At 71.5% G+C, this 21,790-nt stretch carries 18 protein-coding genes; 5 read left to right on the top strand and 13 right to left on the bottom strand.

Annotated features, from left to right (window positions below):
* Window positions 1-9: 9 nt before the first annotated feature.
* The 4 genes from ACFZDC_RS06225 to bldG form a co-directional block, all read right to left on the bottom strand.
* Window positions 10-627 carry a small secreted protein gene (locus tag ACFZDC_RS06225; RefSeq protein ID WP_391320619.1) on the bottom strand — a complete coding sequence of 206 codons (618 nt, stop codon included), beginning with the start codon at window positions 625-627 and terminating at the stop codon, window positions 10-12.
* Window positions 628-831: 204 nt separating this feature from the next.
* Window positions 832-3,237 carry a sodium-translocating pyrophosphatase gene (locus ACFZDC_RS06220; RefSeq protein WP_391320617.1) on the bottom strand — a complete coding sequence of 802 codons (2,406 nt, stop codon included), beginning with the start codon at window positions 3,235-3,237 and terminating at the stop codon, window positions 832-834.
* A gap of 297 nt (window positions 3,238-3,534) precedes the next feature.
* Window positions 3,535-3,972: an ATP-binding protein gene (locus ACFZDC_RS06215; RefSeq protein ID WP_391320615.1), complete on the bottom strand. Its 438-nt coding sequence runs from the start codon at window positions 3,970-3,972 to the stop codon at window positions 3,535-3,537.
* Between the two features lie 160 nt (window positions 3,973-4,132).
* A complete protein-coding gene (gene bldG / locus ACFZDC_RS06210; RefSeq protein ID WP_010986038.1) occupies window positions 4,133-4,474 on the bottom strand; it encodes an anti-sigma factor antagonist BldG in 342 nt (113 codons plus the stop codon).
* A gap of 81 nt (window positions 4,475-4,555) precedes the next feature.
* On the opposite strand from bldG, the gene ACFZDC_RS06205 reads away from it, so the two are divergent.
* The gene (locus tag ACFZDC_RS06205) at window positions 4,556-7,024 is read left to right on the top strand and encodes a DEAD/DEAH box helicase (protein WP_391320612.1); all 2,469 of its coding nucleotides are present in this window, start codon (window positions 4,556-4,558) and stop codon (window positions 7,022-7,024) included.
* Here ACFZDC_RS06205 and ACFZDC_RS06200 read toward each other — a convergent pair.
* From ACFZDC_RS06200 to ssd, 7 genes are read right to left on the bottom strand one after another with little or no spacing between them, the layout of a single operon-like run.
* On the bottom strand, window positions 6,975-7,442 hold the full coding sequence (locus tag ACFZDC_RS06200; protein ID WP_391320610.1) for an Rv3654c family TadE-like protein: 468 nt from the start codon (window positions 7,440-7,442) through the stop codon (window positions 6,975-6,977). The genes ACFZDC_RS06205 and ACFZDC_RS06200 overlap by 50 nt on opposite strands.
* Window positions 7,439-7,843 carry a TadE family type IV pilus minor pilin gene (locus tag ACFZDC_RS06195; RefSeq protein WP_391320608.1) on the bottom strand — a complete coding sequence of 135 codons (405 nt, stop codon included), beginning with the start codon at window positions 7,841-7,843 and terminating at the stop codon, window positions 7,439-7,441. Before ACFZDC_RS06195 ends, ACFZDC_RS06200 begins: the two co-directional genes overlap by 4 nt.
* Window positions 7,830-8,030, bottom strand: a complete 201-nt coding sequence (locus tag ACFZDC_RS06190) for a DUF4244 domain-containing protein (RefSeq protein WP_391320606.1) — start codon at window positions 8,028-8,030, stop codon at window positions 7,830-7,832. Before ACFZDC_RS06190 ends, ACFZDC_RS06195 begins: the two co-directional genes overlap by 14 nt.
* Window positions 8,031-8,085: 55 nt before the next feature.
* Window positions 8,086-8,871: a type II secretion system F family protein gene (locus tag ACFZDC_RS06185; protein ID WP_391320604.1), complete on the bottom strand. Its 786-nt coding sequence runs from the start codon at window positions 8,869-8,871 to the stop codon at window positions 8,086-8,088.
* Window positions 8,868-9,713, bottom strand: a complete 846-nt coding sequence (locus ACFZDC_RS06180) for a type II secretion system F family protein (protein WP_391320718.1) — start codon at window positions 9,711-9,713, stop codon at window positions 8,868-8,870. Before ACFZDC_RS06180 ends, ACFZDC_RS06185 begins: the two co-directional genes overlap by 4 nt.
* A gap of 7 nt (window positions 9,714-9,720) precedes the next feature.
* A complete protein-coding gene (locus tag ACFZDC_RS06175) occupies window positions 9,721-10,980 on the bottom strand; it encodes a TadA family conjugal transfer-associated ATPase (RefSeq protein ID WP_391320602.1) in 1,260 nt (419 codons plus the stop codon).
* Window positions 10,977-12,083: a septum site-determining protein Ssd gene (gene ssd, locus ACFZDC_RS06170; RefSeq protein ID WP_391320599.1), complete on the bottom strand. Its 1,107-nt coding sequence runs from the start codon at window positions 12,081-12,083 to the stop codon at window positions 10,977-10,979. The genes ACFZDC_RS06175 and ssd overlap by 4 nt, the downstream gene beginning before the upstream one ends.
* A gap of 581 nt (window positions 12,084-12,664) precedes the next feature.
* Here ssd and ACFZDC_RS06165 point away from each other — a divergent pair.
* Window positions 12,665-13,498, top strand: coding sequence for an HAD-IB family hydrolase (locus tag ACFZDC_RS06165; protein ID WP_391320597.1), 834 nt, complete (start codon window positions 12,665-12,667; stop codon window positions 13,496-13,498).
* A 326-nt stretch (window positions 13,499-13,824) separates the two neighbouring features.
* Here the strand turns inward: ACFZDC_RS06165 and ACFZDC_RS06160 are convergent, their stop codons facing one another.
* Window positions 13,825-14,649, bottom strand: coding sequence for an oxidoreductase (locus ACFZDC_RS06160; protein WP_391320595.1), 825 nt, complete (start codon window positions 14,647-14,649; stop codon window positions 13,825-13,827).
* A 146-nt stretch (window positions 14,650-14,795) separates the two neighbouring features.
* Here ACFZDC_RS06160 and ACFZDC_RS06155 point away from each other — a divergent pair, with 146 nt between their 5' ends.
* Entirely contained in the window at window positions 14,796-15,776 is a 981-nt protein-coding gene (locus tag ACFZDC_RS06155) for an ATP-binding protein (protein ID WP_391320593.1), read from the top strand.
* Window positions 15,777-15,779: 3 nt separating this feature from the next.
* On the opposite strand, the gene ACFZDC_RS06150 is transcribed toward ACFZDC_RS06155, so the two are convergent.
* Entirely contained in the window at window positions 15,780-17,045 is a 1,266-nt protein-coding gene (locus ACFZDC_RS06150) for a hypothetical protein (RefSeq protein WP_391320591.1), read from the bottom strand.
* A gap of 334 nt (window positions 17,046-17,379) precedes the next feature.
* Here ACFZDC_RS06150 and ACFZDC_RS06145 point away from each other — a divergent pair, with 334 nt between their 5' ends.
* Window positions 17,380-19,713 carry a SulP family inorganic anion transporter gene (locus ACFZDC_RS06145; RefSeq protein WP_391320589.1) on the top strand — a complete coding sequence of 778 codons (2,334 nt, stop codon included), beginning with the start codon at window positions 17,380-17,382 and terminating at the stop codon, window positions 19,711-19,713.
* A gap of 117 nt (window positions 19,714-19,830) precedes the next feature.
* Complete coding sequence (gene acs / locus ACFZDC_RS06140; RefSeq protein WP_391320588.1) at window positions 19,831-21,786, top strand: acetate--CoA ligase; 1,956 nt, start codon at window positions 19,831-19,833, stop codon at window positions 21,784-21,786.
* Window positions 21,787-21,790 lie beyond the last annotated feature (4 nt).

The raw sequence follows: 21,790 nt of genomic DNA, 5'->3' as shown, positions 1-21,790 counted from the left end.
CCGCCGGCGTCAGCCGGTCGTCGCCGGGGCCGACGCGGACGCGGCGACCTTGCAGCTGGGCTGCTTGGCGATCGCCGCCTGGACGTCGCCCTGCTCCAGCCGCTTCAGCGCCTCGGTGCCGTTGTTGCTCTGCTCGCCGATCTGCTTCGTCTGGTCGGCGACCTCGTGCAGACCGTTCGCGAACTTGCCCTGGTCCTTGGTGTCGAGCCCGTCGACCTTCTTCTTCAGGTCGGCGTACGAGGTGGCGAGGCCGTTGAGGTTCTTGGCGGCGTCCTGCTGCCGCTTGGCGCCGGCCTCGACCCCGGGGGGCGCCCCGGCGTCGCTGATGGCGGCGGCGAGCGCCTTGTAGCCCTCGGCCATGTCCTGGAAGGCCTGCGAGTACGTTTCCTTGGCCGTCTTGGGCGGGAGGTTGCCGTCCGTGGCGATCTTGGCGATCGACGCGTTCGCCGCCCTGATCTTCGCGTCCTGCGCGGGCACCGCGTCGCACACCTTCTTGGCCCAGGCCACCAGCTTGGGGTCGGGTCCGCTGTCCTTGTTGCTGCTGCACCCCGACAGCGCCACTACCAGTACCGCACCGCCGGACAGTGCGGCCGCGAGCTTCTTGTTCACCGGATCGGTCCCTTCCATGGCTCTCGGCCCCCGGAATCTACACGGCGGACCGCCGCCCTCCGTATACCGAACGGGCTACAAGGCATCTTTTGTGACTCTTTACACCATGGGAGAGAAGGCTCACGACGTGGGCGATCCCACACACCGGAAACGGGCGGGGGGGGGGGGCGCCCCCCCCCCCCCCCCCCCCCCCGCCCGTTGAGCAGGCCCTCCTGAGACGGCCTATGAAACCACCGCCGGATCCGCCGAGTTGGAGAGCCGTTCGGTGCTCTCGTCGTCGCCGACCGCGATGCCGCGCCGCTTGGAGACGTACACGGCGACGATGATCACCAGGAGCGCGAGGATCGCGATCGCGATCCGTACGCCGATGTTCTTGTCGCTGCCGTAGGAGAACTTGATCACCGCGGGCGCGATGAGCAGCGAGACCAGGTTCATGACCTTCAGCAGCGGGTTGATCGCCGGACCCGCGGTGTCCTTGAAGGGGTCGCCGACCGTGTCGCCGATCACCGTGGCCGCGTGGGCCTCGCTGCCCTTGCCGCCGTGGTGGCCGTCCTCCACCAGTTTCTTGGCGTTGTCCCAGGCACCACCGGAGTTCGCGAGGAACACCGCCATCAGTGTGCCCGCGCCGATGGCACCCGCGAGGTAGGAGCCGAGCGCGCCGACGCCAAGGGTGAACCCGATGAAGATGGGTGCCATGACGGCGAGCAGACCGGGCGTGGCCAGCTCCCGCAGGGCGTCCTTGGTGCAGATGTCGACGACCCGCCCGTACTCGGGCTTCTCGGTGTAGTCCATGATCCCGGGGTGCTCGCGGAACTGCCGCCGTACCTCGAAGACCACCGAACCGGCCGACCGCGACACGGCGTTGATGGCGAGTCCGGAGAAGAGGAAGACGACCGCCGCGCCCGCGATCAGGCCGACCAGGTTGTTGGGCTGCGAGATGTCCAGCGACAGGCTCAGCGGCGCGCCCGGCCCGGTGAGTTTCGCACCGACGTCCTGGACGTTGGTGGTGATCGCGTCCCGGTACGACCCGAAGAGCGCCGAGGCCGCGAGGACGGCGGTGGCGATGGCGATGCCCTTGGTGATGGCCTTGGTGGTGTTGCCGACCGCGTCCAGGTTGGTGAGCACCTGTGCGCCCGCGCCCTCGACGTCACCGGACATCTCGGCGATGCCCTGGGCGTTGTCGGAGACCGGCCCGAAGGTGTCCATGGCCACGATCACGCCGACCGTGGTGAGCAGGCCGGTGCCGGCCAGGGCGACCGCGAACAGCGCCAGCATGATCGAGGTACCGCCGAGCAGGAACGCCCCGTACACACTGAGGCCGATGAGCAGGGCGGTGTAAACGGCCGATTCCAGACCCAGCGAGATGCCGGAGAGGATGACGGTGGCCGGCCCCGTGAGGGAGGTCTTGCCGATGTCCCGGACCGGGCGGCGGTTGGTCTCCGTGAAGTAACCGGTCAGCTGCTGGATCACAGCGGCGAGCAGGATACCGATGGCGACCGCGACCAGGGCGAGGATCCGCGGATCGCCGGCCTTGCCCCGGATCGCCGCGTCGGTGACGCCGTCGAGGTCCGAGTACTTCGCCGGCAGGTAGACGAAGACCGCGACGGCGACCAGCGCGAGGGAGATCACCGCGGAGATGAAGAAGCCGCGGTTGATCGCCGTCATGCCGCTGCGGTCGGCGCGCCGCGGGGCGACCGCGAAGATGCCGATCATCGCGGTGATCACACCGATGGCGGGTACGAGCAGCGGGAAGGCGAGCCCGGAGTCGCCGAAGGCGGCCTTGCCGAGGATCAGCGCGGCCACCAGGGTGACGGCGTACGACTCGAACAGGTCGGCCGCCATGCCCGCGCAGTCGCCGACGTTGTCGCCCACGTTGTCGGCGATGGTCGCGGCATTGCGCGGGTCGTCCTCCGGAATGCCCTGCTCGACCTTGCCGACCAGGTCGGCGCCGACGTCGGCGGCCTTGGTGAAGATGCCGCCGCCCACACGCATGAACATGGCGATCAGGGCGGCCCCGAGGCCGAAGCCCTCGAGCACCTTCGGCGCGTCGGCCGCGTACACCAGCACCACACAGGAGGCGCCCAGCAGGCCGAGCCCCACCGTGAACATGCCGACTACGCCGCCCGTGCGAAATGCGATCTTCATCGCGGTGTGTGAGACGGTGGTGAGATCCTTTTCCGGTTCGCCGGGGGCCGGGGTGGCCTCCCGGGCGGCTGCGGCGACCCGCACATTGCTGCGCACGGCCAGCCACATGCCGATATAGCCGGTGGCGGCCGAGAACACCGCACCGATCAGGAAGAACACCGACCGTCCGGCACGCTGATTCCAGTCGTCCGCGGGCAGCAGCATGAGCAGGAAGAAGACGACGACGGCGAATACGCCGAGCGTGCGCAACTGCCGCGCGAGATACGCCTTGGCACCTTCCTGGACCGCCTCGGCGATCTGCTTCATGCTGTCGGTGCCCTCGCCGGCCGCCAGCACCTGACGCACCAGGACGCCCGCGACCACGAGCGCGGCCAGGGCCACAGCCGCGATCACCGCCACGATGATCCGGTTGTCGTCGGTCAGGACCGCGGCCGCGAGAGTTGTGGGGTGGCCCAACTGATGAGGGGTAGAAAGCCCCGCCATTCGTCCTCCTTGACGCTTGGGCTGAGCTCAAGATGTGGACGGATTGTAGGTACCCCCGAGTGATCTAAACAGGGGACGGTAAGCGGAATTGGCCTTCTCGTGCTCTTCAGCAAATGATCGAGGTCATGCCATGGAACCCGAAAGCGGTAACGCCCTAAAAGCATTGACGACCACATTGATGCTTGATCAAATTATCGGGGTATTGATCGTGAATTCCTTCACGAATTCGGGGAGGCTGCCGGAAGCAGCACGAAGGGCCCTGCTGAGCAGGGCCCTTCGGTGCGCTGTGCGCGGGGTTCAGACGAGTGCGGCGGCGGGCGGAGCGGTGGGCCAGCTCATGCGGATCAGGCCGCCGTTCTGGCCCGTGGTGACCTCCACGTCGTCAACGAGGCCACTGATGACCGCGAGCCCCATCTCGTCCTCCTCGGCCTCCACATCCGCGTCCGCGGCGGCACCGCCGGCCACCCGTTCGGCGGGGACCGCGTGCGGGGCCTCGTCGCCGACCTCGATGGAGAACTGCTTCTCCTCCTCGATCAGCGCCACCTTCACCGGCGCCGTGATGGCATGGCTCTGATGCAGGCCGACGGCGCGGGAGCAGGCCTCGCCCACGGCGAGCCGGACCTCGTCCAGCGCGGCCTCGTCCACTCCTGCCCTGCGCGCCACCGCTGCGGCCACCAGACGGGCGGTCCGGACGTGCTCGGGCAGCGCGCTGAAGCGGAGTTCGACGGTGGCCATGCATCCCCCTCGCGACTACGGGCGTGCGATTCCAAGGGGCGGGGCCACCGAAGCCCGCACCCCTTGATGAACTACAGGACCCCGGCACGAACCGGCCCGGGGCCGGGACCTACCGACGTCCGGACCGATGGACGGTCCGGACGCGGCGACCGGCCCGGAGTCAGTCGGTGGCCGCCACCGCTTCCTCGACCGAGGTGTGGATCGGGAACACCTTGGTGAGGCCGGTGATACGGAAGATCTTCAGAATGCGCTCCTGGTTGCAGACCAGACGCAGGGAGCCCTCATGGGCACGTACCCGCTTCAGGCCGCCGACCAGCACGCCGAGCCCGGTGGAGTCGAGGAAGTCCACGCCCTCCATGTCGACGACGAGGTGGAAATTCCCGTCGTTCACCAGCTCGACCAGCTGCTCGCGCAGCTTGGGCGCGGTGTATACATCGATTTCGCCACCGACCTCGACGACCGTACGATCGCCGACGGTACGGGTCGACAGGGACAGGTCCACGGATCCTCCAGCACCTTGCTATCGAGCGTCGCCCCTCGGGACACCTCGGCTTGCGGCCCCCGAAACGCATCGCCAGCCGCGATGGCATTCAATCACTTACCGGCAGGCGTGCACGACGCCTTGGCTCCATTGTCCGTCACGCCAGTGACACACTCGGTGCCGATGGCCAAGAATCACCGATCCGATCGACCCCTGGCGGACCCGGCGTCCCGCCCGTCTCCGGGCATGGTCCTGGACCGGCTCGCCTCCGGGCCGAGCCGCTCCGCGCGCATCACTCATACGGAGCACTTGCCCCCGCGCGCGGGTCGGCATGCCGTCTGGCCTGATCGAATTCGCACGGAAGTGATCGCTGCCGTACAGGCGTGCGGTATCGAGCACCCCTGGGCCCACCAGGCGCTGGCCGCCGAGCACGCCCTGGACGGCGAGTCGGTGGTCGTCGCGACCGGCACCGCCTCCGGCAAGTCCCTCGCCTACCTCGTGCCGGTCCTGTCGACCCTCCTGGACGGCTCCCAGGCCCCCAACGGCCGTGGCGCCACCGCCCTCTATCTCGCGCCCACCAAGGCGCTGGCGGCGGACCAGTGCCGGTCGGTGAAGGAACTTTCACAAACCTTGGGCACCGCCGTACGCCCAGCCGTGTACGACGGCGACACGCCGTTCGAGGAACGCGAGTGGATCCGCCAGTACGCGAACTACGTCCTCACCAACCCCGACATGCTGCATCGCGGCATATTGCCCTCCCACCCCCGCTGGTCCTCCTTCCTGAAGGCGCTCAAGTACGTCGTCATCGACGAGTGCCACACCTATCGGGGCGTCTTCGGCTCGCACGTCGCCCAGGTACTGCGCCGGCTGCGCCGCCTGTGCGCCCGCTACGGCGCCTCACCCGTCTTCCTGCTGGCTTCCGCGACCGCCGCCGAGCCCGCCGTCGCCGCCCGTCGGCTGACCGGCCTGCCGGTCGTCGAGGTCGCCGACGACGCCTCCCCGCGCGGAGAACTCGTCTTCGCCCTTTGGGAGCCCCCGCTCACCGAACTGCACGGCGAACGGGGTGCACCCGTACGGCGTACCGCCACCGCCGAGACCGCCGACCTGCTGACCGACCTCACCGTGCAGGGCGTGCGTTCGGTCGCCTTCGTGCGCTCCCGGCGTGGCGCCGAGCTGATCTCGGTGATCGCCCAGGAGCGGCTGGCCGAGGTCGACCGCTCCCTGGTCCGGCGTGTCGCGGCCTATCGGGGCGGTTATCTCCCCGAGGAGCGCCGCGCCCTGGAACGCGCCCTGCACTCCGGCGAACTCCTCGGCCTCGCCGCCACGACGGCCCTGGAGCTGGGCGTGGACGTCTCCGGCCTGGACGCGGTCGTGATCGCCGGGTATCCGGGCACGCGTGCGTCCCTGTGGCAGCAGGCAGGCCGCGCGGGCCGCTCCGGACAGGGCGCCCTGGCGGTGCTGGTGGCCCGCGACGACCCGCTGGACACCTTCCTCGTCCACCACCCCGAGGCACTGTTCGACCAACCGGTCGAATCCACGGTCCTGGATCCCGACAACCCCTACGTCCTCGCCCCGCACCTGTGCGCCGCCGCCGCGGAGATCCCGCTGACCGAGGAGGACCTGGACCTCTTCGGCCCCGCCTGCGCGGAACTGCTGCCGCAGCTGGAGGCCGCGAAGCTGCTGCGCCGCCGGACCAGGTCCTGGCACTGGACGCGCCGGGAGCGGGCCGCCGACCTGACCGACATCCGCGGCGCCGGCGGACGCCCGGTCGAGGTCGTCGAGGCGGGCACGGGCCGTCTGCTCGGCACGGTCGACGCGGGGGCCGCGCACTCCACGGTCCACGAGGGCGCGGTGCACCTGCACCAGGGCCGCACCTACCTGGTGCGTTCCCTCGACCTGGAGGACTCGGTCGCCCTGGTCGAGCAGGCCGACCCGCCGTACTCGACGGTCGCCCGCGACACCACCGCCATCTCGGTCCTGGAGACCGACGTCGAGGTGCCCTGGGGCGCCGGCCGCCTGTGCTACGGCTCCGTCGAAGTCACCAACCAGGTGGTCTCCTTCCTCCGTAGACGACTCATCACGGGCGAAGTGCTGGGCGAGACGAAACTCGACCTCCCTCCTCGTACGCTGCGTACGCGCGCGGTGTGGTGGACGGTGACCGAGGACCAGCTGGACGAGGCCCGGATCGGCCCGGAGATCCTCGGCGGCTCCCTGCACGCCGCCGAGCACGCCTCGATCGGCATGCTGCCCCTCTTCGCGACCTGCGACCGCTGGGACATCGGCGGTGTGTCGGTGCCGCTCCACCCCGACACGCTCCTGCCCACGGTCTTCGTCTACGACGGCCACCCTGGTGGAGCGGGCTTCGCCGAGCGCGCCTTCCACACCGCCCGCGCGTGGCTCACCGCCACCCGGGAAGCCATCGCCTCCTGCGAGTGCGAGTCCGGCTGCCCGTCCTGCATCCAGTCCCCCAAATGCGGCAACGGCAATGATCCGCTGCACAAGAGGGGGGCGGTGCGGCTTCTCACGGCGCTGCTGCGGGAGGCACCGCAGGAGAAGCCGGCCAAGGGCTGAGCCGTGCGGCCCGCGGGGCAGGTGCCGCCCCGGGGAGTGCGGACGGCGCCCGTCCGGTCGGCACCGGCCCCGCGGGCCCCGCTCTGGCCCTGACCTCCGCCGCGAACGGCCCCCGTCCCGATGCCGCCGTCACGTCCGAGGTCTCGCCCACGAGCGCGCACCGCACCAACCGGGCCCCCTGGGCCAGCGCCACCCGCTCCGCCCGGGCGCAGGCCCCCGCGCTGCCCTCGGCCCAGTGGTCCGCCGCCGCGAGCGCCGCCAGGTCCGCACCGCCGGCCGCCCGGTGCCGGACGAGAACGGCCTGCCCGAGGGCGAGCACGGCACCGAAGACGACGCACAGCACGGTGATCGCCCCGAGGCTCCAGATGGTGGCGGATCCGCGATCCGAGGACCGCAGGCCACGTCGCCGTCGCTTCACGGCCCCACCTCCGCCGTTCCCGAGCCCGTAGAGCCCGCAGAGCCCGTCCCTACGGCTTCCTCCGCCGCCGCGACGGCCACCCCCCGCACCTCGAACGGCAATCCGGTCAGCACCGGAGGCCTGGCCACCACCGTCACCCGGACCTGACCGCCCTCCCGCCCGACCGTCACCCGCGCCTCGCGGGGTGCCGCCTGCCGGGTCACCTCCACCACCGCGTCGGCCGGATCCTGCCGGGCAGCGGCCCGGGCACCCGTGCGGGCGGCGTCCACGCACTGGATCTGCGCCGCCACCACGAGCAGCCCCCAGACCAGCGCCATGGTGAACGCCACCAGCACGGACAGCACCATGGCCGACTCCACGGTCACGAATCCCCGGTCCGCCCCCCGCTCACATCCGCGCACTGAGGGCTCGCTTCACGATGGCCTGCAACTCCGCCTTGACCTGGCCGCTGGTGACGACCTCGTAGAGCAGCAACGCGAAACCGACCGCCGCGACGATCCCCATCGCGTACTCGGAGGTCACCATGCCCGCGTCCCTGCGGCACCGCTCCCGCAGGCGCGCCCACGTCTTCTCTGCCTTCTCACGCATATCGAGTTCCTCTCGTCTCAGCTCTGCTGCCTTCATGACCTGCGTTCTTCGCCCGTCAGCCCCCACCCCCTCCCAGCACGCCGCCCGCCAGCCCGATCACCACGGGCAGCACGCCGATCGCGATGAACGCGGGCAGGAAGCACAGCCCCACCGGAGCGGAGACCAGCACGGCCGCCCTGCGCGCCCGGGTCGTGGCGTCGCGCGCCCACTCCGCACGCGCGTCCGAGGCGAGCCGGGCGACGGGCCCTGCCGCGGGCAGCCCCGACTCGTCGGCCCGCTCCAGCAGCCGGGCCAGGGCCCCAGCACCCGGCAGCTGCGCCAACCGCCGCCAGGCACCCGCCGGTTCGCCGCCGAGCCGCGCCTCCGCCGCGCCCCGTGCCAGCGCGTCCCCGACGGGTCCGCCGAGGGCCTCGCCCACCGCCTGCGCGGCGATCACCGGACCTGCGCCGGCCGCGATACAGGCGGCCAGCAGATCGGCCGCGAGCGGGAGTTGGCGGGCGGCCAAGGCCGTGTCGAACTCCTCCGCCGGGGCCGCCCGTGCCTGTCGGCGGCGCCACCGCCACAGTCCCGCGGCGACGCCGATCCCGACGACCGCGCCGGCCACCCCACCGACCAGCACCCACGCACCACACACCGCTCCGGCCACGGGCAGCCACTGCCGCAGCGCGCCCCGCACCTCGAAGGGCAGCCCGTACTCGGCCTTCTCCAGGGCCAGCAGGTCGGCCACCCGGCGCCGTGCCCGGCGCCGGCGCCGGGCCGTCTCCAGCCATCGGACCGCCCAGCCGAGGGCCAGCACGGCGGCCACGGTCGTCCCCAGCCTGTGGACGGCTTCCCCGCTCATACCGCCTCGGCTCCCCGCACGATCCGGGCCGCCCACCACATCCCGGCGCCCTCGAACACCGCTCCGGCCACCAGGCAGCCCATCCCGGCGCCGCTGTGCAGCAGCACCCGCAGCGGGTCGGCGCCCATGGCGGAGCCCAGCAGCAACCCGAGGGCGGGCAGGGCGGCGAGCAGCAGGGCCGTCGCCCGGGCGCCCGCCAGCTGGGCGCGCAGGTCCGCCCGTTGGTCCCGCTCCGCGCGCAGGGCCCCGTCCAGCCGGTCGAGGCCGGCGGCGAGTCCGGCGCCCTGGTCCACGGCCACCCGCCAGCAGGCGGCGAGGCCCAGCAGCCCCTCGGATCCCGGCTGCCGGGCCGCCACGGCCAGCGCACCCGGCACGTCCCCGCCGAACCGCGCCGCCGCGACCACGGCCGCCTGTGCGTCCCCCAGCCCGCCGGTGTCCCGGGCGGCCCGCAGCAGCGCCTCACCGGGCTGCCGTCCCGCCCGCGCCTCGGCGGCAAGTGCCCCGCACAGGCCGATCACCGCGTCCGCGCGCCGCTCCCGGGCCCGCCCGGCCTGCCGGGCCAGGCGCATCCGGCGCAGCACCGGCACCCCCGCCGCCCCCGCGACGACCGGAATCAGTGAGGTCCCCAGCAGCGCGAGCAGCAGCCCCGCCGCGAGCGACCACCACTCGACCCCCAACCGGCGTCCCAGCCGCCGCAGTTCACCAACGGCCTGCTCCCAGGAAGGCGGACCGGTCGCCACCACCCCGTCGCCGGCCAGCAGCAGCCGCGCCCGCCGCACCCCGTAGTGCCGCCCGCCCAGCAGCCAGATCGCGGCCCCGGCGCAGGCCATCGCCGCACCCATGGACATCTCAGTGCTCACTGCCGTCACTGCTCTGACTCCTCTCGTGCCATTCGCGCCCCTCATGCTTCTCACGCCCCTCGTGCCTCTCCTCCGCGAAGTCGCCGTGCAACAGCTCCCGCAGCCGGTCCCAGCCGCGTTCCCGGACGAAGGCCCGCGGGGCCCACCGCAGTGCCGGTACCGTCCGCACCAGCCCCGAGGCGTCCCGTTCCAGCACGTGCACCTCGGCGATCCGGCGCCGCCCGGACCGGTCCCGTACGAGGTGGAGCACCACCGACAGCGCGGCCGCCAACTGGCTGTGCAGCGCGGCCCGGTCGAGCCCGGCCGCCGTGCCGAGCGCTTCCAGGCGGGCCGGTACGTCCGCTGCCGCGTTGGCGTGCACGGTGCCGCACCCGCCTTCGTGGCCCGTGTTGAGCGCGGCCAGCAGATGCACCACCTCGGGGCCGCGCACCTCGCCGACGACCAGCCGGTCGGGCCGCATCCGCAGCGCCTGCCGGACGAGGTCCTCCAAGGTGACCAGGCCGGCACCCTCCTGGTTCGCCGGCCTGGTCTCCAGCCGTACGACGTGCGGGTGTTCCGGTCTCAGCTCGGCCGAGTCCTCGGCGAGCACGATCCGTTCCCCGGGACCGACGAGGCCGAGCAGGGCGCTCAGCAGGGTCGTCTTGCCACTGCCGGTGCCGCCGCTGACGAGGAAGGACAGCCGGGCGGCCAGCAGCGCTCCGAGGATCCGGTCGCCACCGGGTGGCACGGTGCCCGCCTCGACCAGTTCCTCGAGGGTGAACGCCCGCGGGCGTACCACCCGCAGGGACAGACAGGTGCAGCCGACGGCCACCGGAGGCAGTACCGCGTGCAGCCGGGTTCCGTCGGGCAGCCGGGCGTCCGCCCAGGGTCGCGCGTCGTCCAGCCGGCGTCCGGCCACGGCGGCGAGCCGCTGCGCGAGGCGCCGCACGGCCGCCGCGTCGGGGAAGGTCACCGGGGTCAGCTCCAGGCCGCCGCCGCGGTCCACCCACACCCGGTCCGGCGCGGACACCAGGACGTCGGTGACGCCCGGATCGGCGAGCAGCGGTTCCAGGGGGCCACTGCCGACGAGCTCGGAACGCAACTGCTCGGCCGCGCCGAGGACTTCGGCGTCGCCCAGTACCCGGCCCTGCTCGCGCAGCGCCTGGGCCACGCGCGCGGGCGTGGGTTCGGCACCGCTCTCGGCCAGCCGCCGGCGGACTCCGTCGAGCAGGGCCGCGCCGTCGGCCAGGTCCAGTCCGGGGAGTGTCATCGCGCGCCTCCTGCCTCGAGAAGGGCCTGTTCCCAGAAGGTGGTGCAGAAGCGGGCCAGGGGGCCGCGTCCGCTCGCGCCGGGTGGTTTCCCGGTGCCCCGGGGGTGCAGCAGCGCCGGTTCCACGGGCACCTCGCCGGCCAGGGGCAGGCCGAGCAACCGGGCCACCTCGCGGTCGTCCAGACCGGGCGCGTACGGCCCCCGGACCGCCACCCGCAGGTCCCGCACCACCATGCCGACCGCCGAGGCGACCCGGCCGGCGGCCGCGACCGCGCGCAGTTCGGCCGGGACGACGAGCACGGCGAGGTCGAGCTGGGCGAGGGCTTCGGCGACCCCGTCGTCCAGGCGGCGCGGGAGGTCGACCACGACGGTGCCGCCGCGCCGCCGGGCGGCCGCGAGCACCGCACGCACGGCCTGGGGCGGGATGGCGACGCAGTCGCCGCGGTCCCAGCTGAGCACCCGCAACGCGTGAAGCCGGGGCAGCGATTCCTCCAGGGCGCCGCCGCCGACCCGGCCGCGCGAGGCGGCGAAGGCGGGCCAGCGCAGTCCTTCGGCGCTCTCGCCGCCGAGGAGTACATCGAGTCCGCCGCCCAGCGGATCGGCGTCCACGAGGAGGGTGCGCAGCCCCTCGCGCGCGGAGGTGACGGCGAGCGCGCAGGCCAGTGTGGACGCACCGGCCCCGCCCCGACCGCCGATGACGCCGACGGTGAGGGCCGGACGGCCGACGCCCTCGGCGACATCCGCGATCCGGTCGACCAGCCACTGCTCGCCGTCCGGCAGCATCAGGACATGGTCGGCGCCGATCTGGACGGCCCTTTTCCACACCCCGGAGTCGTCCTGGTCGCGGCCGACCAGCACCACACCGCGTCGGCGCGCGGCCCCGCGCACCCGGGGGACGGCGTCGTCGCCGACCAGGACGAGCGGGGCCGCTTCCCAGCCACCGCCGTGGTCCGGCACGCCGTGGTGGACCTCTGGCGTGGCGCCCGCGGCCGCGCACAGGCGCAGCAGATCGTCGAGGAGTTCGGCGTCCTCGGTGACGATGAGTGGCCGTCCCGGCCGGCCTCCGGTGGCGGGCGGAGGGTCATGGGTGACGGTTCCGGACACGCGTGGTCCCCCTTCGCTGCGTCTTCCGCGCAGCCCCTGCGGCCACGCGATTCCCAAAGATGTGAAGAACCGGCAAGCGGCCTCCATATGAACGGCCGATAGGAACCGGCCATACGCACTCCGGCAATCGGAACCGGCCATGAACTCGCCGCTGGCCGGAGCGCGCTGGAATCACGGTGCAGCGAACCGGGAAATCGTGTGGATCTTGGTCGAAAACCGTGGACAACTCAGTGGTTGTGAATATCGCTGTCACCCATGCCGGTGACCGCCGCAGCACCCTCGTGCGGGTCCCGGAGAGCAGCCCTGCGATTACCCTGAGTAATAGAAGGGGGCACAGCGAGAGGGCGGCAGCGTTGACCGCTGCCGCCCTCTCGACTGTTGAAGGACGGATGAAAACCCGTCCGGACATGCGACGACCCCCGCCGGGGGGGAGAGCGGGGGTCGTCCCCACGGCCGACTCGGGGGGGGAGGAGTCGGACCGGGTTAGCACGGTCGCGAACGATCCGTGACTTCCATGGTGTACCCGAGAGCCCTCTCAGGCAAACCCACGCGCCACACCTTACGCCGAATGGTGGGCGCCTATGCTCAGGGCCGTGGAAAACCAGTCCTTGCCCCGCGCAGCAGCCTTCTTTGACCTGGACAAGACGGTCATTGCGAAGTCGAGCGCGCTCACCTTCAGCAAGTCCTTCTACCAGGGCGGGCTGATCAACCGCAGGGCCGCGCTGCGTACCGCATATGCCCAGTTCGTCTTCCTGGTCGGCGGCCTGGATCACGACCAGATGGAGCGCATGCGCGAGTACCTGTCCGCGCTGTGCCGCGGCTGGAACGTCCAGCAGGTGAAGGAGATCGTCGCCGAGACCCTGCACGACCTGATCGACCCGATCATCTACGACGAGGCCGCCTCCCTCATCGAGCAGCACCACACGGCCGGTCGTGACGTCGTGATCGTGTCCACGTCGGGTGCGGAGGTGGTCGAGCCGATCGGCGAGCTGCTCGGCGCGGACCGGGTGGTGGCCACCCGCATGGTCGTCGGCGAGGACGGCTGCTTCACCGGGGAGGTGGAGTACTACGCCTACGGCCCGACCAAGGCCGAGGCGATCAGGGAGCTGGCCGTGTCCGAGGGGTACGACCTCGAGCGCTGCTACGCCTACAGCGACTCGGCGACCGACCTGCCGATGCTCCGGGCGGTGGGACACCCGCACGCGGTGAACCCGGACCGTGCACTGCGCCGCGAGGCCCTCGCGCGGGGGTGGCCGGTCCTGGAGTTCCGCCGGCCCGTCCGGCTCAAGCAGCGGCTGCCCGCGCTCTCCGTACCGCCCCGCCCGGCCCTCGTCGCGGCGGCGGCCATAGGAGCCGCGGCCGCCACAGCGGGCCTCGTCTGGTACACCAGTCGACGGCGGGGCATCGCCTCCTGACCGATTCACCCCTGTTTGAACCTGAAAGTAAAGAAGTGCAGGCAGGGGTTCCGCTTGTTCCCGGCTTGCAGTACAAAGGTCTCAGGCCCGCGAGACCAAAGGACATCCGAGAGGATCCCCTCCTACTACGCACTGGCCCACGGACCCCGCATGAACACCGGGCACCCACGCGACGTCGACCCGTCGATTACGGGCCAGCCGCACCAGGTGACGGGCAAAGTACCCGACCTGATGGGCAACATATCGAGGACGCTTGGTAACCGGGTGAGCATGCCAGCGGCGGTACGAGAAATCGTACCGCCGCAACCCTTGTCCGGGCGGTTTCGTCAGGCCGCCCCGCGCTGCAGCGCTTCGCACACCGCCGTGGACTCACGCACGCCCAGTTCGACCGCCCGTCCGCAGTGGGCGATCCAAGCCGCCATGCCCTCGGGGGTGCCGGAGACGTACCCGTCCAGCGCGGCGAGGTAGGAGGCGCGGCCCAGTTCCGCGTGACCCACCTCGGCCGGGCAGACCGCCTTGGGGTCGAGACCGCTGCCGATCAGGACGATCCGCTCGGCCGCGCGCGCGACCAGGCCGTTGTACGAGGTGAAGGGGCGCAGGGCGACCAGTTCGCCGTGCACCACGGCGGCCGTCACCAGCGCGGGCGCGGAGCTACCGGCGATGATCAGGTCCGCCAGGCCCTCCAGCCGGCCGGACACCTCCTGGGCGTCCGGCAGCGGCAGCTCGATCAGCGGCTCGTCGACGGACTCGCCCGCCTGGCGCGGTCGGCCGACCTCGGCATCCTCGCTCGCGGCGGCCACCAGATGCAGCCGGGCCAGCACCCTGAGGGGCGACTGCCGCCAGATGGACAGCAGCTGGCCCGCCTCGGCCGTCAGCCGCAGAGCCGCGCCCATGACGCGCGCCTCGGCGTCGGCGCTGAAGTCGCTACGCCGCCGCACCTCCTCCAGGCCCCAGTCGGCGCCGGAGAGAGCCGCCGAACCACGGGCGCCGCGCAGCGCGGCCTCGGAGGTGATCTCGTTGCTGCGGCGCCGCATGATCCGGTGCCCGTAGACCCGGTCCACGGCCTTGCGCACGGACTCCACGGACTCGGCCACACCGGGCAACGAGCCCAGGGCCGCAAGCGGATCGGCGGTCGCGCCTGTCGTACTCATGAGTACGACACTACGCGCCCACCCCTGTCACCCGGCCGCACCCCCAGGCAGCTTCGCGCCCCTCCCGATCGGCCCACCCCACGAAGGAGTGGTCTTCTCTGCTCCGACTGTCACCTACAGCTACGACGTGACTACCTTTGGTGAACATGAAAATTGCTTTCGTCGGGAAGGGCGGCAGCGGCAAGACCACGCTCTCCTCCCTCTTCATCCGCCACCTCGTGGCCGCCGGTGCTCCGGTGGTCGCCATCGACGCGGACATCAACCAGCACCTCGGCCCGGCACTCGGCCTGGAGGAGGCACAGGCGGCCGCGCTGCCCGCCATGGGCGAACGACTCTCGCTGATCAAGGACCACCTGCGCGGCCGCAACCCGCGCATCGCCTCCGCAGCAACGATGATCAAGACGACTCCGCCCGGCGAGGGCTCGCGGCTGGTCCGGGTGCGGGAGCCCAACCCGGTCTACGACGCCTGCGCCCGTCCGGTGGAACTCGACGGCGGCGCCGTCCGTTTGATGGTCACCGGCCCCTTCACGGACGCCGACCTGGGGGTCGCCTGCTACCACTCCAAGACGGGAGCGGTGGAGCTGTTCCTGAACCACCTCGTCGACGGCCCCGACGAGTACGTCGTGGTCGACATGACGGCGGGTTCGGACTCCTTCGCCTCCGGCATGTTCACCCGCTTCGACATGACGTTCCTCGTCGCCGAGCCGACCCGGAAGGGGGTCTCCGTCTATCACCAGTACAAGGAGTACGCCCGCGACTTCGGCGTCGCCCTGAAGGTCGTCGGCAACAAGGTCCAGGCGCAGGACGACATCGCCTTCCTCCGCGCGGAGGTCGGGGACGACCTGCTCGTGACGGTCGGGCACTCGGACTGGGTGCGCGCCATGGAGAAGGGGCGCCCGCCCCGGTTCGACCTCCTGGAAGAGGCCAACGCCCGCGCCCTGCACACCCTCCGGGCCGCCGCCGACGCCACGTACGAGCTGCGCGACTGGGAGCGTTACACCCGCCAGATGGTGCACTTCCATCTGAAGAACGCCGAGGCGTGGGGCAACGAGCGCACAGGGGCCGACCTGGCGGCGCAGGTCGACCCCGGGTTCGTGCTCGGCGAGGAAGTGGCAACCCCCGCCTGACTCCTACTGCTTGATCGCCGGCGCCCCGGGGACACCCTTCGGCGCCGGGGCCGGGCGGCCGGAGAGGAAGGACGCCCAGCCCTGCCGGGGCGCCTCGCCCACCTTGAGGGTGCGCAGCTTCGCCAGCGCCTGCGGATCCTGGGCGTCCAGCCAGTCGACGAGCTGATGGAAGGAGACACAGCGCACCTCGGGCTTGTTGCACACCTCCTTCACCACCTCGTCGATGGCACGCATGTAGGTGCCGCCGTTCCAGGACTCGAAGTGGTTGCCGATGATCAGGGGCGCGCGGTTGCCGTCGTAGGCCCGGTAGAAGCCCTTGAGCAGGCCGTCGCGCATCTGATCGCCCCAGTAGTCGAACTTGTCGGGGTCACCCTGGGTCTTGGTGCCGGACTGGCTGGCCATGAAGTTGTAGTCCATGGTCAACTGCTCGTAGCTGTGCCCGGGGAAGGGGACGAGCTGCATCGACACGTCCCACAAACCCTGGCGCTTCTTGGGCCAGACCTGGTTGTCGACCCCGCTGGAGTCATAGCGGAAGCCCAGCTCGCGGGCCGCCTTCACGAAGTTCTTCTGCCCTTCCAGACACGGGGTACGGGCGCCGATCAGCTCCTTGTCGTAGTCGAAGGGCAGCGGGGCCGCCTTCTTCATGCCGGTGTTGGTCTTCCAGGTCTTCACGAACTGCTTGGCCTGGGCGATCTCGCTCTTCCACTCCTTCACCGACCACGTGCCGACCCCGCCGTCGGCACCGCAGAAGTGGCCGTTGAAGTGGGTGCCGATCTCGTTGCCCTCCAGCCAGGCCAGCCGCACCTGCTTGAGTGTGTCGGCGATGCCCTGCTCGTCGTTGAAGCCGATCTCCGAGCTGCCGGGCGAGTGCTGCGGCGGTCTGTAGAGGTCGCGCTTCTCCTCGGGCAGCATGTACACGCCGCTGAGGAAGTAGGTCATCGTCGCGTGGTTCTCCTTGGAGATCTTGCGGAAGTGGGAGAACAGCTTCTGGCTGTCCTCACCCGCGCCGTCCCAGGAGAACACCACGAACTGCGGAGGCTTCTCACCGGGCTTCAGCCGCTCGGGGGCGGGCAGGTGCGGCTGTGCACCGGTGTACGCGGTGGATCCGTCGCCGATCAGACGGACCACGCTCCCGGGCGCCGGGGCCCCCTTCTGCGGGCCGGGCACCCCTTCCTTGGATGCGTGGGAGCCGGTCGAGCAACCGGCGAGTGACGTCGCACAGGCCGCGGCGACCATGGCGCCGACGGCGATCCTCTGGGTGGCGGCCATGTTCCGCCCACCTTCTTCCTTCTCTCAGGCAAACGCTGACGAGGGTGTTTTGTGGTGATGTGCCGGGCTGTGCCGACAGCGCCGCCAAGGTCGCACGGAGCCGAGAGGGAATTAATACGACAAGCCGATGAAATGACCGCTTCATTCGCCCAGGTGACTTATTGCGCCGTTTGCCGGGAAAAGCTATGCATGACCTTTACTTCGCATTACGGTTCATTTACCAAGCGTTGATCTCATCCCGCCGCTGCAACGCCGTGACCACCCGGCCGCGACCGAGTCCCCGCCCCAGGAGAGCCCCCGGTCCGCGACCGCGCCGCCCGGAGGAGACGGGACCATGCCAGCCTGCGCACCCCCTCGCACCCAGCGCCCCCACCCGCCGCACAGCCCCCCGCCGGCCCGGCGCCGCCGCTTCCGCATCGAGGGCGCCGACGTGTCCGCGTCCATGGCGGTCTTCCTGATCGCCCTGCCCCTGTCCCTCGGCATCGCCCTGGCAACCGGCGCCCCGCTCCAGGCCGGCCTGGTCGCCGCCGCCGTCGGCGGACTCGTCGCCGGACGGCTCGGCGGCTGCCCGCTGCAGGTCAGCGGCCCCGCCGCCGGACTCACGGTGGTCACCGCCGATCTGATCCACCGCTACGGCTGGCAGGCCACGTGTGGCATCACCGTCCTCGCGGGCCTCGCCCAACTGGGCCTCGGCTGCCTGCGCGTGGCCCGCGGCGCGCTCGCCGTCAGCCCCGCTGTGGTGCACGGCATGCTCGCCGGCATCGGCGTCACCATCGCCGTCGCCCAGCTGCACATCGTCCTGGGCGGCAGCCCGGACAGCTCCGTGCTCGCCAACCTGCGTGCTCTGCCTGCCCAGTTGGTCCACCTGCATCCGGCCGCCGCGTCGATGAGCGCGCTCACCCTGACCCTGCTGCTGGCCTGGCCGCGCATCCCCGGTCGCACCGGCCGCCTGCTGCAGAGGATCCCGGCCGCTCTGGTCGCCGTCGCCGGGGCCACCGCCACCGCCGCGCTGACCGGGCTGACGCTCCCCCGGGTAGACCTGCCGTCCTGGGGCAGCCACGCCCTGGCCGGACTGCCCGAGGGACCGGTGCTCGGCATCGCCGCGGCCGTACTCACCACCACCCTGGTGTGCAGCGTGCAGTCACTGCTCGGCGCGGTCGCCGTGGACAAGCTGGTCGCCGCCCGGCCCGGGCCCCAGGCCCACGTCGGGCGCTCGAACCTCGACCGCGAGCTGCTCGGGCAGGGCGCCGCCAACATCGTCTCCGGGGCGCTCGGCGGGCTGCCGGTCGCGGGGGTGGCCGTACGGAGTTCGGCCAATGTGAAGTCAGGTGCCGTGAGCCGGAACTCCACGATGCTGCACGGCGTTTTCGTAGTAGTCGCCGCGCTGCTGATGGTCCCGCTCCTGGAGCAGATCCCGCTCGCCTCGCTCGCCGCCCTGGTGATGGCCGTCGGCATCCAGATGGTGTCCCTGCGCCACATTCGCACGGTGACCCGCCACCGCGAAGTGCTGGTGTACGCCGCCACCACACTCGGCGTGGTGTTCCTCGGGGTCCTGGAGGGCGTCGCCCTCGGGGTCGCCGTGGCAGTCGCCCTCGCCCTGCACCGCCTCACCCGCACCCGGATCACGCGCGATGAGAAGGAAGGAGTCCATCACGTACATGTCCGAGGCCAGCTGACGTTCCTCGCGGTGCCCCGGCTCAGCAGAGCCCTGCATCTCGTACCCCAAGGCGCCCACGCCATCGTGGAGTTGGACGGTTCGTTCATGGACCACGCGGCGTACGAGTCACTGCAGGACTGGCAGAGCGCCCACACCGCGCGGGGCGGTTCCGCCGAGCTGACGGGCCGGCGCAGCGGGGTCCGGACCGCGGACCCCGCCCCGTCCGCCGCCTGCCGGTGCCGGCCCTGGACGCCTTGGCGCAACCATCAGAGCTGCTTCAGCGGGGCACCTTCGGCCCCCGCGGCACGGGCAGCCCATGAACTGGCCCGTGGCATCAGTTCGTTCCAGCGGAACACCGCCCCGCTGGTGCGGGCGGAGCTGGCGCGGCTGGCGCGGGAGGGCCAGCGGCCCTCGCAGCTCTTCCTCACCTGTGCCGACTCCCGGCTCGTCACGTCCATGATCACCGCCAGTGGTCCCGGCGACCTGTTCGTCGTCCGCAACGTCGGCAACCTGGTGCCGCCGCCGGGCGAGGAGCACGGCGACGACTCGGTGGCGGCCGCCATCGAGTACGCGGTGGAGGTGCTCGGGGTGCGCTCCATCACGGTGTGCGGGCACTCCGGGTGCGGGGCGATGCAGGCGCTGCTGGCCGCCGGGCCCGGGAGCGCGGTGACCCCGCTGAAGCGGTGGCTCAGGCACGGGCTGCCGAGCCTCGCCCGGATGGCCGAGGACCACCGGGACCGGCCCCGGCTGGCCGGGCGGCCCCCCGCCGACGCGGCGGAGCAGCTGTGTCTGACCAACGTGGTCCAGCAGCTGGAGCACCTGCGGGCGCACGGCCCGGTCGCGCGCGCCCTGGCGGCAGGCGCGCTGGAACTGCACGGCATGTACTTCCACGTGGGCGAGGCCCAGGCCTATCTGCTCGCCGGGGCCGGAGACGGCAAGGTGTTCGAGGAAGTGACGGAGGACGGGAGAGAGAACATGGGAGCGGTGGAGGAAGAACGCAGTCCGGTGTGAACGGTCCACCTCCAGACAGGTCTAAACCAATTTTGCCGTCGACCCTTGTCATCGGCCCCCCGCGTCTGATGAGCTGTGGCCTGGGACACAACGGACACCCTGGGAAAGGGAGATGTCGTGAGCAACGAAAGCCTGGCCAACCTCTTGAAGGAGGAGCGACGCTTCGCGCCGCCCGCTGACCTGGCCGCGAACGCCAACGTCACGGCAGAGGCGTACGAACAGGCCAAGGCTGACAGGCTCGGCTTCTGGGCCGAGCAGGCCCGCCGGCTGACCTGGGCCAAGGAACCGTCCGAGACACTGGACTGGTCGAACCCTCCGTTCGCGAAGTGGTTCAAGGACGGCGAGCTGAACGTCGCCTACAACTGCGTGGACCGGCACGTCGAGGCCGGGCACGGGGACCGGGTCGCCATCCACTTCGAGGGCGAGCCCGGCGACAGCCGGGCGATCACCTACGCGGAGCTGAAGGACGAGGTCTCCAGGGCCGCCAACGCCCTGCTGGAGCTGGGCGTCCGCAAGGGCGACCGGGTCGCCATCTACATGCCGATGATCCCGGAGACCGCGATCGCGATGCTGGCCTCGGCCCGGATCGGCGCCGCGCACTCGGTCGTCTTCGGCGGTTTCTCGGCGGACGCGCTCGCGACCCGCATCCAGGACGCGGACGCCAAGGTCGTCATCACCGCCGACGGCGGCTACCGGCGCGGCAAGCCGTCCGCCCTCAAGCCCGCCGTGGACGAGGCGATCGCCAAGGTCGACAACGTCGAGCACGTGCTGGTGGTACGCCGTACCGGACAGGACGTGGCCTGGAACGGCGAGCGGGACGTCTGGTGGCACGAGCTGGTCGGGCGGCAGCCGGCCGAGCACACCCCGGAGGCGTTCGAGGCGGAGCACCCCCTGTTCATCCTCTACACCTCCGGCACGACGGGGAAGCCGAAGGGCATTCTGCACACGTCCGGCGGCTACCTCACCCAGGCGGCGTACACGCACTGGGCGGTGTTCGACCTCAAGCCGGAGACGGACGTCTACTGGTGCACGGCCGACGTCGGCTGGGTCACCGGGCACTCGTACATCGTGTACGGGCCGCTGGCCAACGGCGCGACGCAGGTCATGTACGAGGGCACCCCGGACACCCCGCACCAGGGCCGGTTCTGGGAGATCGTGGAGAAGTACCGGGTCACGATCCTCTACACCGCGCCGACCGCGATCCGTACGTTCATGAAGTGGGGCGACGACATCCCCGCGCAGTTCGACCTGACCTCGCTGCGGGTCCTCGGCTCCGTGGGCGAGCCGATCAACCCCGAGGCCTGGATCTGGTACCGCAAGCACATCGGTGCCGACCGGACGCCGGTCGTGGACACCTGGTGGCAGACGGAGACCGGCGCGATGATGATCTCGCCGCTGCCCGGCGTCACCGAGGCCAAGCCCGGCTCGGCGCAGCGCCCGCTGCCCGGAATCTCCGCGACGGTCGTCGACGACGAGGCGAACGAGGTGCCCAACGGCGGGGGCGGCTATCTGGTCCTCACCGAGCCGTGGCCGGCGATGCTGCGCACCATCTGGGGCGACGACCAGCGGTTCCTCGACACCTACTGGTCGCGCTTCGAGGGCAAGTACTTCGCCGGTGACGGCGCGAAGAAGGACGACGACGGGGACATCTGGCTGCTGGGCCGGGTGGACGACGTCATGCTGGTGTCCGGGCACAACATCTCCACCACCGAGGTGGAGTCGGCGCTCGTCTCGCACCCGTCGGTCGCCGAGGCGGCCGTCGTCGGTGCCGCCGACGAGACCACCGGCCAGGCCATCGTCGCCTTCGTCATCCTGCGCGGTACGGCGTCCGAGGACGAGAAGCTGATCAGCCGGCTGCGCGACCACGTCGGCGCCACGCTCGGCCCGATCGCCAAGCCGAGGCGGATCCTGCCGGTGGCCGAGCTGCCGAAGACCCGCTCCGGCAAGATCATGCGCCGGCTCCTGCGGGACATGGCCGAGAACCGCCAGCTCGGCGACGTCACCACCCTGACGGACTCCACCGTCATGGACCTCATCCAGACCAAGCTCCCGGCGGCGCCGAGCGAGGACTAGGCGG

The organism is Streptomyces sp. NPDC007905, assembly GCF_042959345.1.
Taxonomy (GTDB): Bacteria; Actinomycetota; Actinomycetes; order Streptomycetales; family Streptomycetaceae; genus Streptomyces.
The sequence above is the reverse complement of the archived record's forward strand: the minus strand, read 5'-3'. Positions and strand labels throughout refer to the sequence as shown.